Source organism: Flavobacterium branchiophilum NBRC 15030 = ATCC 35035 (genome assembly GCF_002217205.1).
Taxonomy (GTDB): Bacteria; Bacteroidota; Bacteroidia; order Flavobacteriales; family Flavobacteriaceae; genus Flavobacterium; species Flavobacterium branchiophilum.
The window spans coordinates 23,829-43,421 of the sequence record NZ_MUGT01000038.1; the positions used below are offsets into that span (position 1 = coordinate 23,829).

The 19,593-nt window shown below is 33.2% G+C and carries 15 protein-coding genes; 9 read left to right on the plus strand and 6 right to left on the minus strand.

Features of this window, described 5'->3' with window-relative positions:
* Nucleotides 1–41 precede the first annotated feature (41 nt).
* The 4 genes from B0A58_RS05215 to B0A58_RS05230 all read left to right on the plus strand — a co-directional run bounded on the left by B0A58_RS05215 (nucleotide 42) and on the right by B0A58_RS05230 (nucleotide 5,730).
* A complete protein-coding gene (locus tag B0A58_RS05215) occupies nucleotides 42–2,558 on the plus strand; it encodes a T9SS type A sorting domain-containing protein (RefSeq protein ID WP_089080154.1) in 2,517 nt (838 codons plus the stop codon).
* A gap of 27 nt (nucleotides 2,559–2,585) precedes the next feature.
* Nucleotides 2,586–3,881 (plus strand): OmpA family protein, encoded by a 1,296-nt coding sequence (locus B0A58_RS05220; RefSeq protein WP_089080155.1) that lies wholly within the window; start codon nucleotides 2,586–2,588, stop codon nucleotides 3,879–3,881.
* 117 nt (nucleotides 3,882–3,998) lie between these two features.
* Nucleotides 3,999–5,249: an ABC transporter permease gene (locus B0A58_RS05225; protein ID WP_089080156.1), complete on the plus strand. Its 1,251-nt coding sequence runs from the start codon at nucleotides 3,999–4,001 to the stop codon at nucleotides 5,247–5,249.
* Between the two features lies 1 nt (nucleotide 5,250).
* Nucleotides 5,251–5,730 carry a regulatory protein RecX gene (locus tag B0A58_RS05230; RefSeq protein WP_089080157.1) on the plus strand — a complete coding sequence of 160 codons (480 nt, stop codon included), beginning with the start codon at nucleotides 5,251–5,253 and terminating at the stop codon, nucleotides 5,728–5,730.
* Nucleotides 5,731–5,734: 4 nt separating this feature from the next.
* Here the strand turns inward: B0A58_RS05230 and B0A58_RS05235 are convergent, their stop codons facing one another.
* From B0A58_RS05235 to ald, 6 genes are all read right to left on the minus strand, one after another.
* The gene (locus tag B0A58_RS05235) at nucleotides 5,735–6,145 is read right to left on the minus strand and encodes a hypothetical protein (protein WP_014085150.1); all 411 of its coding nucleotides are present in this window, start codon (nucleotides 6,143–6,145) and stop codon (nucleotides 5,735–5,737) included.
* A gap of 12 nt (nucleotides 6,146–6,157) precedes the next feature.
* Nucleotides 6,158–7,192, minus strand: a complete 1,035-nt coding sequence (gene recA / locus B0A58_RS05240) for a recombinase RecA (RefSeq protein ID WP_014085149.1) — start codon at nucleotides 7,190–7,192, stop codon at nucleotides 6,158–6,160.
* Between the two features lie 297 nt (nucleotides 7,193–7,489).
* Nucleotides 7,490–8,803 (minus strand): ammonium transporter, encoded by a 1,314-nt coding sequence (locus B0A58_RS05245; protein ID WP_089080158.1) that lies wholly within the window; start codon nucleotides 8,801–8,803, stop codon nucleotides 7,490–7,492.
* 566 nt (nucleotides 8,804–9,369) lie between these two features.
* Nucleotides 9,370–10,452: an agmatinase family protein gene (locus B0A58_RS05250; protein ID WP_089080159.1), complete on the minus strand. Its 1,083-nt coding sequence runs from the start codon at nucleotides 10,450–10,452 to the stop codon at nucleotides 9,370–9,372.
* A gap of 368 nt (nucleotides 10,453–10,820) precedes the next feature.
* On the minus strand, nucleotides 10,821–12,053 hold the full coding sequence (locus B0A58_RS05255; protein WP_089080160.1) for a 3-phosphoshikimate 1-carboxyvinyltransferase: 1,233 nt from the start codon (nucleotides 12,051–12,053) through the stop codon (nucleotides 10,821–10,823).
* 444 nt (nucleotides 12,054–12,497) lie between these two features.
* The gene (ald, locus tag B0A58_RS05265) at nucleotides 12,498–13,610 is read right to left on the minus strand and encodes an alanine dehydrogenase (RefSeq protein ID WP_014085145.1); all 1,113 of its coding nucleotides are present in this window, start codon (nucleotides 13,608–13,610) and stop codon (nucleotides 12,498–12,500) included.
* 191 nt (nucleotides 13,611–13,801) lie between these two features.
* On the opposite strand from ald, the gene B0A58_RS05270 reads away from it, so the two are divergent.
* The 5 genes from B0A58_RS05270 (at nucleotide 13,802) to B0A58_RS17070 (ending at nucleotide 19,115) form a co-directional block, all read left to right on the plus strand.
* Complete coding sequence (locus tag B0A58_RS05270; RefSeq protein ID WP_014085144.1) at nucleotides 13,802–14,260, plus strand: Lrp/AsnC family transcriptional regulator; 459 nt, start codon at nucleotides 13,802–13,804, stop codon at nucleotides 14,258–14,260.
* A gap of 92 nt (nucleotides 14,261–14,352) precedes the next feature.
* Nucleotides 14,353–15,036 (plus strand): cell division ATP-binding protein FtsE, encoded by a 684-nt coding sequence (locus tag B0A58_RS05275; RefSeq protein WP_089080162.1) that lies wholly within the window; start codon nucleotides 14,353–14,355, stop codon nucleotides 15,034–15,036.
* A 154-nt stretch (nucleotides 15,037–15,190) separates the two neighbouring features.
* A complete protein-coding gene (lepA, locus tag B0A58_RS05280; protein WP_089080163.1) occupies nucleotides 15,191–16,987 on the plus strand; it encodes a translation elongation factor 4 in 1,797 nt (598 codons plus the stop codon).
* Nucleotides 16,988–17,010: 23 nt separating this feature from the next.
* Entirely contained in the window at nucleotides 17,011–18,873 is a 1,863-nt protein-coding gene (locus tag B0A58_RS05285; RefSeq protein WP_089080164.1) for an AIPR family protein, read from the plus strand.
* Nucleotides 18,874–18,896: 23 nt separating this feature from the next.
* Nucleotides 18,897–19,115, plus strand: coding sequence for a DUF4276 family protein (locus B0A58_RS17070; RefSeq protein WP_394364001.1), 219 nt, complete (start codon nucleotides 18,897–18,899; stop codon nucleotides 19,113–19,115).
* Nucleotides 19,116–19,593: the final 478 nt, after the last annotated feature.

Here is a 19,593-nt window from a genome sequence, read left to right on the forward strand (position 1 = left end):
AAATAATTCGATATTTTACAACTGTTAATCTTAAAAAAATTATGAAAAAAAATACATTTTTACCAAATTTAAAAGCAATTTTTTCACCAGCTTTATTAATAATGCTTGCTATTTTTGCTTCACAAAACATTTCGGCACAAGTACAAAATAATGGTACCTTATATATAGCCGATTCAGGATTGTTTTATGTTCAATCTGGAGTTTATAATTTTGGTGTAGCACCAACAGACCCTACTACAGGAACAACAACTACAACAAGAACAGCATCTACTTATGGTGTATTATCATTTGGTGATGGTGCAACAACCGCAACTGCATCAGTAGCTACACATTTTAACGACGGTTATACCAAATCCAATACTGCGTCAGCTTTTGTTTATCAAATTGGACAGACTACTACTTATGCACCTGCAAAGGTTGATGCGTCAGTAGCTGGAGAGGTTGCAGCGGCTTATTACACATCTGCTTACACAGATTTAACTTTTGATGGAACTGTTTCAAAAGTATCCTCAACTGGTTATTGGGATATCAAACAATTGACAGGAGCAACCAAAACAGGTAAACTATCATTAGCTTGGACAGAAAATTTAACCACAGATTTAACAGGGACTACTGGAACACCTTCTACTTCTGATATTACTATAGTGGGTTATAATGGAACTGATTGGGTTCAAATACCATCAACTGTAGATACAAACAATTTCTTTGATAACGCTGCTAGTGCAATTGGATCAAAAGGGTCTATAACTTCTACTTTGAATATAGATTTGTCTGGTACATCATTTCAATTTTTTGCCTTAGGTTCAAAAAAAGGAGCTTGTCAAACTCTTGTAGCTTTAGGGTCTCATACAACAACTTGGGATGGATCAGCATGGTCTAATGGAGTACCAACTTTAGAATCAACTGCTACAATATCTGGCTCAACTAATTCACCAGGATCATTTGTTTGTAATAAATTAAATTTAAATGCTGATTTAAAATTAGCAAACGGAGATGTATTAGAAATAGTAAATGAAGTTACAACAACAGGTGGAAGCAAAATAATATTAGCAAGTGAGGCAAGTATAGTTCAAAGAAATGGCGCTTCAATTGCACCTTCAATTGAATTAACAAAAGTATCAAGAGCAATGAGAGGTTATGATTATATTTATTGGGGAACACCTGTAAATTCAAACTTCTTCTCGCAATTAGCAGCAGCTGAAAGTTTCACAACTGCAATAGCAGCAGCACCAACAGCAACATCAAATGTTTTCTTAGATAAATACAAATGGGTACCAGGTCAAACGGGTGCTTATGGGTCAGCAACTTATGGATGGCAAGCTTTGACAGCTGTCGAAAACGGTAAAGGTTTTATTACAATGGTTAATCCTATTGCACCTTTTGATACAACTGGTAGTAATACAGGTATAGTAAAATTAAAAATTGCAGGAACAGCTAACAATGGTGATGTGGTAGTTCCAGTAACAAAAAGCGCTTTTACTTCAAGTACAAAAAATTACAATTTATTAGCAAATCCATATCCAAGTGCTATAGATGTAGATATGTTCTTGAGACAAAACACTACTATTGATGGTTTTGTTAAATTATGGACTTCTAAAACAGCTCCTGCTACAATAAGTGGCGTAAATGCAGCTTATACTAGTGCTGATTATGCTATATACAATCCTTCAGGCTCTGTAAATACTTCACCAATATCACAAACTATATCTGGTAAAATTGCTTCGGCTCAAGGTTTTATGGTTAGATGTACTACCGATGGTGATGTTACCTTTACAAACTGTATGAGAGTTACATCTGGAAATAATAATTTCTTTAGAACAGCAAATGAAAATACAAATAATGATACATCTAACTTTGAGAGAAATAGATTTAAGTTGAACATGACAAATACTAATTTAGGTATATTTAGTCAAATATTAATAGCTTATTCAAATGAGGCTACTACGGGTTATGATAGATTATATGATGCTGAAAGTGGCTCTGCTAACGCTACTTCAATGTACACTTTATCTGGAATATATAAATTAGCTATTAATGGACGTCCAGCATTTGAATCTACAGATGTAGTTCCAGTTGGTGTAAAACTTCCTTCAACTTCATCACCTGAATTTGCAACAGCAGTTGCTGAAACCTATAAAATAGGAATAACTGAACAAGAAGGTGTATTTGCAAATGGTACAGTTAATGTGTTTTTACATGATAAATTAAACAATACCTATCATGATTTCGCTAATGGTGACTTTACATTTACAACCACAACATCATCTACAGATGATAGATTTGAAGTTGTATATCAAAATACTGCATTGGATAACAATACTTTTAACACTAATCAAGTTTTAGCATTTATTAAAGATGAGAATTTAAATATTGCAGCTTCATTAGCTATGACAAATGTTGAAATATACGATATTACAGGAAAAAAATTACAATCTATTAATATTAATAACGAAAAATCAATAAAGAAAGCTTTTAATTATGCAGAGGGTTTTTACATTGTTAAAATTAAATTAGATAATGGTTCTATAGTTTCTCAAAAATTAATCAATAAAAAATAATTTAACCTACAACCTTTACATAATAAAATGAAAAAATCGTTAATAGCATTTACATTAGTTGCTTTTGGACAGTATGCTACTGCACAAGATAATTCAAAAGTAAAAGAAGATAAGCCATACAATCAATGGTCTGTTGAAGTTGCTGCGGGTGGTAATAAACCCATAAGGCCTTTTACGACTGGTTTTAATAATTCAGACGGTAATACTTATTTTGCAAACCCAAAGTTTAATCACTATGAATTTGGTATTAGATATATGGTTAATCCTAAATTTGGTTTAAAATTAGATTTTGGATATGATAATATTAATAACAGATCTGGTTCATATTCTCCTGCTACTTTTGAAAACATACAATATAGAATTGGTGTTCAAACGGTTATTAATGTTGGTAGAGTTTTAAATTTTGAAAGTTTTACATCAAGAATAGGTTTGTTGTTTCACGGAGGTATTCAAGTAGCTCAATTAACTCCAAAAATAGGGCCGTTTAAAGAGACTACAGAAGATAATGGTGGTATTATATATGGTGTTACTCCACAATTTAGAGTTTCAAAAAAGTTTGTTATTACTGCTGATGTTAGTGCAATTTCTAATTTTAGACAACATTATTCATGGGATGGGTATTCAAACTTTTTAGATAATACTGCAAATAATAGAAGCGATAATTTATCTGGGTTAATGTATAATACTTCTGTTGGTTTAACTTATTATTTAGGAAGTAAAGAGAAACATGCTGATTGGTATGTGGAACAAGCTACTGTTGCTGCTACAGTTGATGCGGCAGTTAATAAACTATCTTCTCTTGAAACGATGTTGCAAGATACAGATAAAGATGGTATTGCAGATTATTTGGATGTGCAAAATGATACACCTCCTGGTATCGCTGTTGATTCACATGGTAATGCAATTACTGCTCCAATTACAGGTGGTATTAATGGAGAAAATGGTTCAAATGGTGTTGTTACTAAGTCAGATGCAATTAGAGATTTGGCAGATAAAGGTTATTTGAATGTATTTTATGATGTTAATAAAGATACACCAAACGCGGGATCTACAAATAATATTTTCCATATTATTAAGTTTATGAATTTCTATCCTGATGCTAAAGTTAAGTTAGTTGGATATACTGATAAGCGAGGAAATAATGTTAAAAATAAAGCATTGTCAGAACGTAGAGCTCAAAAATTGTATCAAACTTTAGTAGCAAGTGGTATTGCTGCTGACAGAATATCTATTACAGGCGAAGGTATTGATAAAACTTATACAAATGATCCATCTTCAATAGGAATGGATTTATCTAGAAGAGTTTCTTTAGTATTAGAATAAGAAGATCTTATTTAAATTTAAAAAAGGCTGTGTTTACACAGCCTTTTTTTTATTTTTTTGTAACTTTAACTTCTTTTTATATACTAATTATTATTAATCGATACTAAATTTTTGTATATGTTTGTTTATCTTAGATTATTAAATGAGAGTTTCAGATTTGCTATTAATGCACTCCGAAATAATAAGTTACGTACTTTTTTATCTTTATTGGGTGTTACAATTGGTATTTTTTCTATTATAGCTGTTTTGGCGGCTGTTGATTCTTTAGATAAAAAAATTAAAAAAGATTTAAGTAGTTTGGATAAAAACACCATGTATGTGATGCGTTTTTCATTTGGACCTTCTGAAATTCCTAAATGGAAAAGAGAACAATTTCCTGATGTTACTTTTGAAGAATATCAATTTTTAAAAAATAATTTAAGTCAGGCTGAAAATATTTGTTTTCAATATTTTACAAAATCTGAAAGTATTAAATTTGAATCTAATACTGTCAATCAGTTGAATGTTGTACCCGTATCAGACGAGTTTGATGATATTCAGAAATTAGATTTTCAATTAGGACGTTTTTATAATGAATCTGAATCTAATTCTGGTGCTGCATTAGTGGTTTTAGGGCACGATGTAGCTTTAAGTTTATTTGAAAATTATAATCCAATTGGTCAAAAAGTTCGATTATACGGGCAACGTTTTTCAGTTATTGGTGTGTTGAAAAAACAAGGAGAAGGTATGTTTGGAGATAGTAATGATTCTTCTATTTTTATACCCGCTAATTTTTTGAGACGTACTTATGGAGATAATGCAGATTTTTTAACTCCAGTAATATTAATTAAACCTCAAAAGGGTATTGATATGGATGCCTTTAAAGCCGATATATCGCAAAAAGTTAGAACCATGAGAGCTTTGAAAACTGTAGAAATAGACAATTTTTTTATTAATGTGCTTTCAGGGTTTACTGATTTTCTTGATGGTATAATTTCTAATTTGAATATTGGAGGATGGATTATTGCTGGGTTTTCGTTATTAGTTGGAGGATTTGGAATTGCGAATATTATGTTTGTATCTGTTAAAGAACGTACAAATTTAATTGGTATTCAGAAGTCATTAGGGGCTAAAAATAGATTTATACTCTTTCAATTTTTGTTTGAAGCAGTTATTTTATGTATTATTGGAGGTATGATGGGGCTTTTATTTGTTTGGTTTATTACGCTTATTTTAACCAATGTTTTAGATTTTGAATTTGTTTTAAGTACAAAAAACATGGTTTTAGGTACTATGATTGCTGCTATTATTGGTTTGATATCGGGTATTTTGCCTGCTATTGCTGCTTCAAAATTAGATCCTGTGGAAGCTATTAGAACTGGTATGTAAGATGTCTAAAGAATTTCCAACTATAAAAGAAGCTATTCAAAAACTTGAGTATTTTTGTGCCTATCAAGAACGTTGTCATCAGGAGGTTGTAAGCAAACTTCTAGATTTGAGAATGACTACTATCGAAATCGATGAAATTTTGGTTTATTTGATTACCAATAATTTTCTTAATGAAGAACGTTTTTCTTGTGCTTTTGCTAGGGGCAAGCACAGAATGAAACATTGGGGAAAAATTAGAATAGTGAGTGAATTAAAATGTAGAGGCATTTCTAAATACAATATAGACAAAGCTTTACAAGAAATATCAGACGAAGAGTATTGTCAAACATTTGATAATATAGCCAATAAAAATTGGCTTTCAATTACAGAAAAGAACAAGTTAAAAAAGCGGCAAAAATTTTGCGATTACTTGCTTCGTCGTGGATTTGAAAGCCAATTGGTTTATGAAAAAGTAAAAGAACTTGAAAGTCAATCAATTTGACATATTATGGCACAATTGCTTGATAAGTAGCAAATTGATCTACTCCTGCTGTACTGGTTCCTGTCCAAAATTTAAAGGTATATGTTCCAGAGGCTACTGGTCTAAAATTGACCGCTGTTTCATAGAGGTTTTGCGTTTCGGTTATACAGTTTCCATGTTCATAATTGATTGTATTTATGGCTACTGTTCTAGTAAATCCATTTTTTTCGTAATATAATCCTTGATAAACATAGCAAGTAGTTGGTTTTCTGTATTTTAGTGTTATGTTTGAAACACTATCTACTTTGAATGTTGTGGGCATTACTACAGATTCTACGGGTAAAGTATCATAATATTCGATAGATTGATATGGTTCTTGTTTGCTACAAGAAACAAGTGTAACACCGATTGCAAAACTTAATAAAATCTTTTTCATGTTATTTATAAATTAATTAACGTTACTTTCTTTGATTTTTAATTTAATTTTTTCTTCCAATTCATCAGCTAATTCTGGATTATCTTTGATTAGTGCTTTTACAGCATCTCTACCTTGGCCTAATTTCGTTTCGCCATAACTAAACCATGAACCTGCTTTTTTTACGATTTCAAATTCTACGGCTAAATCTAATATTTCACCTGTTTTTGATACGCCTTCGCCATACATAATGTCAAATTCTGCTGTTTTGAAGGGAGGAGCCACTTTGTTTTTTACCACTTTTACTTTTGTTCTGTTACCTAAAACGTTTTCACCATCTTTGATTTGTGCCGAACGGCGAATGTCTAATCGAACAGAAGCATAAAATTTAAGAGCATTTCCACCCGTAGTAGTTTCTGGATTTCCAAACATAACCCCAATTTTTTCTCGTAATTGGTTGATAAAAAATACAGTGCAATTGGTTTTACTAATGGTACCCGTCAATTTTCTTAAGGCCTGTGACATTAATCGTGCATGTAAACCCATTTTTGAATCGCCCATTTCGCCTTCTATTTCACTTTTAGGAGTTAATGCTGCTACTGAATCTATTACAACAATGTCTATTGCACCAGATCGAATTAAATTTTCGGCGATTTCTAATGCTTGTTCTCCATTATCAGGTTGAGAAATAATCAAATTTTCAATATCTACCCCTAATTTTTCGGCATAATGTCTGTCAAAAGCATGTTCAGCATCAATAAATGCTGCTATTCCCCCGGCCTTTTGGGCTTCTGCTATGGCATGTAATGTTAATGTAGTTTTACCAGACGATTCTGGACCATAAATTTCTATGATTCTACCTCTAGGATAACCATTTACGCCAAGGGCTAAATCTAAACCAAGCGATCCTGATGAAATGGTTTCTACTTCTACAATAGCTCGATCGCCCATTTTCATTACGGTTCCTTTGCCATAGGTTTTGTCGAGCTTGTCTAATGTAAGTTGTAAGGCTTTTAATCTTGCTTCTTTTTCGTTAGAAGTTTTGTCTGCTGTATCTTTTGCTGCCATTATATTGATAATATTATTTGGAGTAAAATTAATGATTTTTTTTTAAATATTATTTTTTTATCTTGTAAAATATTATTTTTTTATGTGTCTATCAATATTCTAATTTAATCCGCAAAAGTAATTTTAATTCTGAAGTTTGTTTTGTTTTTTCAACCAAGTTTTATGGGTTGTACCCTCATTTTTAAATCGACTATTTATTAGAAAACACGTATTATTATATCATTATTATGTTTAAATATTTATATAAAAAGGGCTTTCTGTAGTGAAAGCCCTTAATTAAAATAAACAAATAACAAATTATAAATTTTCGCCGTGTTGTGTAATGTCAAGTCCAAGTTCTTCTTTTTCTTCGCTTACTCTTAATGGCGTGATTTTATTTACTATAAAAAATAAAGCGTAAGAAGCTGTAAAAGCAAAAATAGATACCCCAATTAATGCCTCGATTTGATGGAAAAACAAGTTGGTTTGTCCAAACCAAAGTCCTTCTTCGGTTAGTGCTGGATTTGCAGCTTTTGAAGCAAAAACTCCAGTTAAAACCATACCAACCATACCGCCAACGCCATGACAACCAAATACATCTAAAGCGTCGTCTATTTTCCCTTTAGGGAATTTGCTTACCACAAAATTACTAATTACACTAGCCGCTATTCCTATAAAAATAGCATGAGATAAGCTTACAAAACCAGCTGCTGGTGTGATGGCTACTAGCCCTACTACGGCACCAATACATGCTCCCATAGCAGATAATTTATGGCCTAAAATTTTATCTAAAAACACCCATGCCATACCAGCTGCGGCTGCGGCAACGGTTGTAGTACCAAGGGCTTGAACTGCTAATCCATTGGCTCCCATTGCAGATCCTGCATTGAACCCGAACCAACCAAACCACAATAAACCAGTACCCAACAATACATAAGTGATACGAGCAGGACTAACTTTTTGTACTTTACGTTTTCCAAGAAACATGGCACCAGCTAAAGCTGCCCAACCTGCACTCATGTGAACAACGGTACCTCCAGCAAAATCCAAAACACCAAGTTTAAACAACATCCCTTCTGGATGCCAAGTTGCATGTGCTAATGGTGCATATATTAGTAAAATAAACAATACCATAAACAATAAGTAGGCCCAAAAACGAATACGCTCTGCAAATGCTCCAGTAACTAATGCTGGTGTAATGATGGCAAACTTGGCTTGATACAATGCAAAAAGCATAAATGGAATAGTTGGTGCGAGGCTCCATGCTGTATTTGTACCAACACCTTGAAAAAACATATTTGGAAGCGGATTTCCGATGATGCCATGGATGGAAGGACCAAAACTGAGTCCAAAAGCAATAACCACCCAAAGTACCGTAACGATAATCATGGCCATAAAACTTTGTAACATCGTACTGATAACATTTTTTTTGCCAACCATTCCTCCATAAAAAAAACCTAACCCTGGAGTCATTAATAAAACCAAGGCAGTCGAAACCAACATCCAAGCGGTGTCGCCAGTATCAAATTTAATCGTTTCTGTTGGAAGTGGACTTGGAGTTAAAAAAACATTTGAAAATAATGTTAGTACCATTAAAGTGATCAAAATCACGCTTAAAATAATCTTTCTCATTGTGTGATGTTTTAAAATTTTTGGTAAAAGTATAAAAAAATCATCTACACCCCCAAATAAATTTAAAATTTGACTTCATTTTTGTTATTTTATAAATTTAACCCCCTTAAAATTACAGGGTAGCTTTAAAAAAAACGATAAAAAAATTAAATTATTGATAAGCAATGTGTTTTTTAATACTGGATTGACATCAATATTTTTAATTTTATCCTCTAATTTGTGTTTTTTTGGATTTAGTTTTAAAAAAGTGAGCCAAGATTTTTTTGAAATTTTTTTCTAACATACAACCTGCTTCGCTTGTTTGCTATTGCAAGGGTCGTATCCTATATTATACCAAATAAAATAAAAAATTAGCCCAATCTATTGGTTCTTNNGCCCAGCTATGCAACGATTATTTTTGTAAATTTTTCTAAAAAAAACTACGTATATTTGGACTATTTTATAAATATATTTAATATTATAAATACAGTTGGTATAAACGAAAACTATTTTGATGGTATATTAAATAAAAAAAATGATAGCGAAAATATCCCGCTATCAAATTTTTTTTTAATGATGTAAAGTTTTTATTTTTTGAACTGAATCGTCTGGCCAACATCCAAATGATTGTTTTTTGATATAACACCGCATAAGTGATACAACAATCTTGCTCCCACATTGCCATCCCAATCATCGTTGCCAGGTGCCACTTCTACTAAGTCGAATCCAATAATACATTTGTCAGACGAAGCCAATAGACTTAGTAAGTATGTTGTTTGTTCAAATGAAATGCCGCCTGGTACAGGAGTTCCTGTATTGGGGCAATACCATGTGTATAAAGCATCAATATCAAAACTTATTAACACATTGTTGGGTAACGAAGCTATGATTTGCAAACATTGATCGTGCCAGGTTGTACCTTTGAATTGTGCCGATTTTAAATCCATATCCGTATGCACACACACTCTTTCGCTAAGGGCAGTTTCTGCTTCTTGTTTGCAAAAATCACGAATGCCAATTTGAACAATTTTTGAAATTTGAGGAATTTGCAAAGCATTGTACATTATTGATGCGTGAGAATATGTGAACCCCTCATAAGCAATTCGCAAATCCATGTGAGCATCTAGGTGTAAAATCCCAAAATTATCATACTTGGTTGCCAAGGCCTGATAATATCCTAATGGTGTAGCATGGTCGCCACCCAAAAGGGCTACTTTTTTGCCTTTTTTTAACCAATATAAGGTACGTTGTTTTACCTCTTCGTTCAAATCTTTGCAGGCTTTATTGATTTTATCCAAATCAGATTGCAATGCTGGCAAACTTTCAATTACTTCGCCAGCTGTTAGAGCATCTATAATGGGCTGTGCCATAGATTTGAATTTATTACTGTCTGTGGCCCACTTTTGAGTTTGATCATTAAGGTCTAAATAAATACCTTGTTTCCATAAATTTGGAAACTCTTGATGGTGTAAATCTACTTGAAACGAGGCATTTAGCACTGCCTCTGGCCCTTCTGAAGCTCCAGATCCATAACTAACAGTTACTTCCCACGGCACTGGAATAATGATAATTTCACTTTCATCTGCCGAAAATGGTAGCCCAAAAATACTCTCGTCTGCCAAGCCTGGTTGTGAGGGATCAAAATTTAGAATTTTTTCTTGTTTAGTCATTGTTTTATTAAAATAGGATGCAAATATGTAACATTATTATCTAATTTCAAAAAATTTTAAGCCTTTTTATAAAACTGATATTTATATTATATTTGTATTAAAAGTATGGTTAAATTAATATTTTTAAAATAAGTAAAATTAGTATTAAAAATATATTTGGTATAGGCCACAAATCTAAAAAAACGATCATCCAATTGAAAAATCAATCATTAGCAATGATGCAAACATATTTACATACTTTTCACATCACTTATATAAAACATTTGTATAATAAAAAGGTAAAAATAAAGATACTTTAATAATAAATCCCTCAAAATATAAAAAAATGAGGGATTTGTTATATAAAATAGATATCCATTTTCAATCTATCAAACCCTATCAAAATTGAATCCAATTTTTGCCAAGTCTGTCCAAAAATCTGGAAACGATTTAGAAACTACATCAGCATTTTCAATTATAAACGGCACTTTTAGGGCCAATGGAGCAAAGGCCATAGCCATTCGATGGTCGTTATAAGTTGCAACAGTAGCACCAGAAACTATGCTGCCAGAATGGGCCTCTAACCACAAACTATCGTTGCTAACCCGAACACTAGCACCAAATTTGGTTAGCTCCGCTTTTAGGGCTTCTAAGCGGTCTGTTTCTTTAATTTTTAAAGTATGCAACCCAGTAAGTGTACAACCCATCGACAATCCAAAACAAGTAACCACTATGGTTTGGGCAATATCTGGACAATTATTAAGATCTAAATTCAAATCAACTATAGACGGAGCACCAACTTTTGAAAGCAATATAGACTCGTTTTCAAAAGTTGTAGTTACACCAAAATGTAGATAAATTTGTGCCAATGCACTGTCCCCCTGAAGACTATGCTTTTTATAACTTGTTAATTTTATTTGTGTCCCAATTTTTGACAAGGCCACAATAGAATAAAAATACGACGCCGACGACCAATCCGATTCTACAAGTCCTCTTACTTGGTTTTCAATATTTGACATGGGCAAAACAGTAATTTTATTACCCTCAAATCGGGTGCAAACCCCAATTTCATGCAACAATCCCAAAGTCATTTTGATGTATGGTACAGAGGTTATGTCGCCCTCAAGTGTCAGTTCTAAACCGTTTTCTAGTTTGGGTGCTATCAACAACAAGGCCGAAATATATTGACTACTCACATTAGCTTTCATCTTTATTTGGTTGTTCCATAATTGCCGCCCCACTATTTTTATCGGCGGAAAACCCTCTTTTTCTGTATAAGTAATTGTTGCCCCAAGCTGGTTCAAAGCCTCAACCAAAATTTGTATAGGACGCTCCTTCATCCTTGACGAACCCGTCAAAACAACCGTTTTGCCGCTCTGAATGGCAAAATAGGCCGTCAAAAAACGCATTGCAGTACCCGCATGATGGATGTCTATTGTATGTTCTTGCGTAGCTAACGCCTGTGTCATAACCTCAGAATCGTCCGAGTTCGACGTATTGTCCAACACAATAGAAGGATACAAAGCTTGAAGTAATAAAAACCTGTTAGTTTCTGATTTTGAACCTGTTACAGCTACGTCCGATTGTATTGCACATGTCGATTGTTGTAATGAAATTGTCATTTAGTATGGTTTAGTTGTTGTTTTCAACTGCAAATATAATTTTTTATAAACAATCTCAAAAACGATTCAACAGATAAATAAACAAGCATATACCGCATCAATCAGATTCATAAAATAAACAAACTTTTTTATCAAATCATCAAATCTAATAAAAATAAGGGCGTGTCCCTCCGTAAAAACTCCGGGTCGGGCTATTCGTTGCAATCTTTTTTGCCCCAAAAGAGGGGGCAAAAAAGGATTTCCACTGCTATCCCTCACGCAAAATCAACCTTCAATAAAAAAAACCTCAAAAGTTACCATTTCAAAAAAAACAGTAGCTTCTGAGGGATTTGCAACAAAATTAAAATTTAAAATAGATCCTTTTAAAAGGGTATAGGTTGAGGCTACAAAATAGTTACAACGTCATAGAAAGGCAAGTTCCAATTAAAAGGGTATAGGTTGAGGCTACAAAATAGTTGCAACGTCATAGAAAGGCAAGTTCCAAGCATCTGAAACACCTTTATAAACAATTTTGCCTTGTGCAATATTCAAACCTTTTTTAAGCTCTTCGTTGTCCAAACAAGCTTTTTTCCAACCTTTGTTGGCCAGTTGAATGGCATACGGCAAGGTAGCATTTGTAAGTGCCAATGTAGAAGTATAAGGCACAGCACCAGGCATATTGGCCACACAATAATGTACAATATCATCAATAATAAAAGTAGGGTTTTCATGCGTAGTGGGTGTACAAGTTTCTATACAACCCCCTTGATCTACGGCAACATCTACCACTACCGTACCAGGATTCATTAATTTGAGCATGTCTTTTGTAATCAAATGAGGGGCTTTTGCACCAGGAATTAGCACAGCACCTACTACCAAGTCCGATTTTGTAATAGCTTCGCAAATGTTGTAATGATTAGACATTACGGTGGTAACATTGGCAGGCATAAAATCTGAAAGTTGTCTCAATCGAGCTAAATTTACATCCATTATAGTAACTTTTGCACCAAGTCCAGCGGCCATTTTTGCAGCTTGTGTACCCACAATACCACCCCCCAAAACCAATACTTGTGCTGGTGGCACACCAGGCACACCACCCAGCAATATCCCTTTTCCTTTTAATGGTTTTTCTAAATATTTGGCTCCCTCTTGTATAGCCATTCGCCCTGCAACTTCAGACATTGGTATTAATAAGGGCAAGCTTCGGTCTGTTTTTTCCACAGTTTCGTATGCCAAACAAACAGATTCTTGAGCAATCATGGCATGCGTCAAAGGCTCTGAAGAGGCAAAATGAAAATAAGTAAACAACAATTGGTCTTTTTTTATCAATGGATATTCAGAGGCAATTGGCTCTTTTACTTTTACAATCATTTCGGCAATGGCATATACCTCTTCAATAGTGTTTAAAAGGACAGCACCCGCATTTTCATAGGCCAAATCGCTAAAACCACTGTTTTCGCCAGCCGTTTTTTGAACATACACTTCATGACCATTTTTTTTAAACTCAGAAACACCAGCAGGTGTTACAGCTACACGATTTTCGTTATTTTTAATTTCTTTTGGAACACCTATTATCATGGTTATATTTTTTTGGGTTAGCAATGATACAAAACTACTATTTTAGAAAATATTAAGTGTAATTTGGTTTCAATTCAGAAAAAATTCTTTATTTTTGAAATTATAAAGCAATTTTTTTGGTAATAGTACTAAAATAAGATTTGTAAAAGAAAAATAAACGGAAAAACATAATTTTATTAAATAAGAAAAAAATGATATTTGACGAAATAGATAAAAAAATATTACAGTTGCTTCAGGACAACGCCCAACTCACGTTGAAAGACATAGCTTCCAAAATAAATTTGTCGTTATCGCCCGTTCATGATCGTGTAAAAAAACTTGAAAAAGAAGGGGTAATTGAAAAATATGTTGCCATTTTAAACAAAAAAAAAACAGGCAAAAACCTAGTCGTATATTGCCAAGTAACACTCGTAAGACAAACCATTGATGTAGCAGAATCTTTTAACAAAGCCATCATGAGTTTGCCCGAAGTGGTCGAATGTCATTTTGTTTCGGGTAGTTTTGATTATATGCTCAAAATTATTTTGCCCGATATGGAAACCTACCACCATTTTCATCAAAAAAAATTATCAGTTTTAACGGGAGTTTCACAAATCCATACTTTTTTTGCAATGGCCGAAGTAAAAAGTACAACAAAAATACCCTTGTAAATCAATTAAATACAATCAAATAAGGACTTGTTACAATAGTTTTTTTTTGAAAATGACGTAAAAATTTATACATTTACCCAAAATTTAACGACATGTGTTCAAGCATCATATCATTACAAAATGCCAATATCGTTCAAGAAGGAAAAACCATCTTAACGAACGTTGATTTGGAAGTAGAAAAAGGAGCATTTATTTATCTTATTGGCAAAACGGGTACGGGTAAAAGTAGTTTAATCAAAACACTGTATGCCGATATTCCTTTGGCAACAGGACAAGGCAAAGTGGTTGGCTATGAATTAAATGGCTTGAAAGACAAAGATATCCCTTTTTTGAGAAGAAAAATTGGTATCGTTTTTCAAGATTTTAAATTATTGTCAGATAGAACGGTATATAACAATTTGTTGTTTGTATTAAAAGCCACAGGCTGGCAAGATCTAGCAATGATGAACGGCAAAATACAAGAAGTACTCGAAAAAGTAGGAATGCAGCAATTTGCACAAAAAATGCCACACCAACTTTCGGGTGGCGAGCAACAAAGTATTGCCATTGCTAGAGCCTTACTAAATGATCCAGAACTTATTTTAGCAGACGAACCAACGGGTAATTTAGACCCACAAACAAGCGCAGAAGTGTTGGATGTATTAAGAAAAATAAATGCCAACGGCAAAACAGTTATTATGGCCACACATGACTATGCTGTATTAATGAAATTTCCTTCCAAAACACTTAAATGTGATAGCGGAACCCTTTTTGAAGTTATTCCAAAAGGGCATTGATTTTGGCTATCCATTGGCCTTTATGATATTCTAAATTAAAGTGCAAACTAAATCCGCCTATGCCTTTGAGGTTGGATATGTTTGATTTATATTTGCATCAAAAACAGATCATTCAATTTCACCAAAATCAGTTGGTATTTTCAAATAAAAAACAATGAAACACATTAGAAATTTTTGCATCATTGCCCACATAGACCACGGAAAAAGTACCTTGGCAGACAGACTTCTTGGTGCTACACAAACCGTAACTGCCCGTGAAGAAAAGGCTCAATTGCTGGATAACATGGACTTGGAGCGTGAACGTGGGATTACGATAAAAAGCCACGCGATACAGATGGAGTACAAATACAAGGGCGAAGATTATATTTTGAACTTGATTGACACGCCGGGACACGTAGATTTTAGCTATGAAGTTTCTCGTTCTATTGCGGCATGTGAAGGCGCTTTGTTGATTGTAGATGCGGCGCAAAGTATTCAGGCACAGACGATTTCTAATTTGTATTTGGCATTGGAAAACGACTTGGAAATTATTCCGGTTTTGAACAAAGTAGATTTACCAAGTGCTAATCCTGAGGAGGTTAGCGACGATATTATTGATTTATTGGGTTGTAAACTGGAAGATATTATCCATGCTTCGGGAAAAACAGGTTTTGGGGTCGAAAATATTTTGGCTGCCATTATCGAAAAGATTCCAGCACCCAAAGGAAACAAAGACGAGCCACTTCAAGCCTTAATTTTTGACTCTGTTTACAATCCTTTTAGAGGTATTGAGGTTATTTTTAGGGTTATTAACGGTGAAATTAAGAAAGGGCAAAAGATTAAGTTCATGGCAACTGGCAATGAATATTTTGCGGATGAAATTGGTACTTTAAAACTAAATCAAGTGCCAAAAAATGTTATTTCGGCAGGCGATGTTGGGTATTTAATATCGGGAATTAAAGAAGCCAAAGAAGTAAAAGTGGGTGATACCTTGACCGATGCCAAAGAGCCAACTAAAAATATGATTACTGGTTTTGAGGATGTGAAACCGATGGTATTTGCAGGGATTTATCCTGTTGATACTGAGGATTATGAAGATTTGCGTGCCTCGATGGAAAAACTGCAATTGAACGATGCTTCGTTGGTTTTTGTGGCAGAAAGTTCGGCGGCATTAGGGTTTGGTTTTAGATGTGGATTTTTGGGAATGTTGCACATGGAGATTATCCAAGAGCGACTGGAACGGGAGTTTGACATGACGGTAATTACCACAGTGCCCAACGTTTCGTATTTGGCTTACACCAAAAAAGACCCTGAAACACCACTTATTGTAAACAATCCTTCGGACTTGCCAGAGCCGTCAAAATTGGATCGTGTGGAAGAGCCTTTTATAAAAGCAACCATCATTACAAAGTCTGATTTTGTGGGGAATGTAATGAGTTTGTGTATCGAAAAACGAGGATTGATAACCAATCAAACCTATTTGACAACCGAACGTGTGGAGTTGAATTTTGACATGCCTTTGGCGGAAATTGTATTTGATTTTTATGACCGTTTGAAAACCGTTTCTAAAGGATATGCGTCGTTTGACTATTCGCCAATTGGGATGCGAACCTCTAAATTGGTAAAATTAGACGTGCTTTTGAATGCCCAAACAGTAGATGCACTTTCGGCTTTGATTCACGAAGATAACGCCTATAATATTGGTAAAAAAATGACCGAGAAATTGCGTGAATTGATTCCGAGACAGCAATTTGACATTCCGATTCAAGCGGCAATTGGCGCAAAAATCATAGCTCGTGAAACGATAAAAGCTTTGCGAAAAGACGTAACCGCCAAATGTTATGGAGGGGATATTTCGCGTAAGCGTAAATTGCTTGAAAAACAGAAAAAAGGTAAAAAACGGATGCGCCAAGTGGGGAATGTAGAAATTCCGCAAGAAGCGTTTATGGCGGTGTTGAAGTTGAATGATTAAATTATTAATTACTTTATCAAATAATGATGTATCTAAATGATGAAATAAAAAAAGAACTCGATTATTTTAAAAGAATGAACGAGCACTTGACCATAAATGCTGGAAAAAGCACTTGCAAAGTTTCTGATGCAAGTGATGAAATTTCATATATGGCATTGAGTGCCTCTTTAGCAATGGATTTACATGAAGAAGGGTTTTTTGAGAATTTTCATATAACAGATAAATTTATAAGCGGTAAACAGGAGTTATTGCTGGATGCGTATGCCTTTATAGAAACCGAATCAACTAATGAAAAGCATTTACATCTTTTTCAGTTTAAATTATATCAATCACAAAAAAATGCAGCTTCTCCAACAGAGTTGAGAGATTTTACTACATTAATGAATGACACCTTTGTGCATCCAGAGTTGAGAAGCGAAGAAACAATGCTAAATCCTGTTCTTAATGAAATAGACCAAAAAATTCAATCTTTTTTAAACAAAAGAAATAATAAAATTGCTGTTTATTGCCATTTTATCAATAATGCAAAAGGAATTAGTACTTCAAATAAAGATGCAATCAATAGTGTTTTAGGTAGATTTGAACGAGATAAACAGTTATATAATTTTAATGTACAGGTATATGGTTTACAAGATATTATAGAATTGGCAGTTGATGGAAAAATAAAAGTAGTTTCGGAGTTTATTAATTTTGAGATTGATGGACAACACTCTTATCGTTTTGAGGACAATTCTAAAAGAACAAGTTTAGGACTGCCAAAAAGAGTATTTATTGGTATGTGTAATATAAATGAGTTCATACGTTTACAAGATAAATACCATAATAATCAATTGTATTCTGAAAATATACGTTTATATTTAGGTGATCGAGGCAGTGTAAATAAAGATATAATTAGTACTATCACAAATATAGAAAGTATTTGGTTTCCATATATGAATAATGGAATTAGTATTATTTGTGATGAAATTGTTTTAGGCTCCCCAAGAGCAGACAAAGTTTTAAATATAGAATTAAAAAATTTGCAAATAATAAATGGATGTCAAACCGTAAATGCATTATATAATGCGAAATATGGAGAAAAAACTAAAGACAAATTTAATAATTCAGCAAATATTTTAGTTCGTGTTTATGAAATTGATTCTTTGCAAACCGATCTTAAACTTAATGTAATTAAAGCAACAAACAATCAAAATGCAGTAAAAACATATTCTTTATTGGCTAATGACCCTATTCAAATTGCAATAGGTGAAAATATAAAACATTTCGATTATATCTATGATAGAAAAGGCGAAGCAAAACAAATTACCAATAAAAAAATTGTTAGTATGCCAAATGGTGCATTAGCATATAGAGCAGTCTATATGGCAGCAGCTCAATCTTTACGTTCAAGAATGGGAGAAAGTAGGGTTTTTCAAAAATCAGAATACGAAAAAATATATAAAAATTCAGCATTGGATGATAATGAAGAGCTTTTTTTGTTAAGTAGTAAATTATTGTCATCATCAATTATATTAGATACTATTAGAGATCTAGTAAGAGAAAATTCAGAAAGCTACATCACTTCTCTCCCTGTTTTCAATAAGAGCACCTATTACATAGCTGGTCTAATCTATGCTTTAAATAAGAAGGAAATTGATGATTTGGCTAAAAACATGGTTGATTTATTACTTGAAAATAATTATGCCAAAACAAAAGGGCTTGACATTCCAAAAAAAATAATTTCCCTTTTGAAAAATAAATTCGCATCAACGGTAGATAATTTCACTGTTTTTTATAATTCGTTAGACATTGAGAAAACAGATATTGATAATTTATTAAAGAGTAGTGATTTTGGAAAATTATATAAAAAACATATAGAAAATATTTCTGGAGCATTAGAAGAATAAATATAAAAAATGCTGTAGTTGCTATTTGTAATCAATATTCAAACATTGAGGACATCAATAGCGGTTTTGGACCATCTGAAAGGCTGGAAAAAATTTACAAACAAAATGGTAAAAAGTACAATAAAATTATTGATGGAATGGATATTGCCGAGCTCACTGGAATTGAAAAAATGATAGAAAAATCATGTCGCTTCAGGATTTGGATTAAAAAATTAACAACCGAATTGTTGAAAAATAGTTAAGTAACCTTTTTACCCATGCTTTCCACTGATCCAATTTTCATTTCTCAAAAAGTAAGAAAAAAAACAAAATTTCGTTACAACCAATTTTAAACAATCTCATAAAAATAAGGGCGTGTCCCTCCGTAAACTACGGGTCGGGCTATCCGTTTCAAACAACGTTCATTGAACTCCAAAAGAAATATAATATTGTGAAATAATCTTTTTTTATTACCACATTCAGAAACTATATTCGTACAATACAACACCCCTTTTGGGGGCTGGAGGGCTTCTAAAAGGATTTTCACTACTATCCCTAACGCAAAATCACAAAATATATTTATAAAATAGTTCACAAATGTAAAGATATTTTATAAAAAATTTCAAAAAAAGGATGTCATAGCTCGGCTACGGAACTATTTTTTTTGACTCTTTTTAGCAAAAAAGAACCAATAGATTGGACAATTTTATATTTGTGTTTGCTATTGTTTCAGCCCCTTAA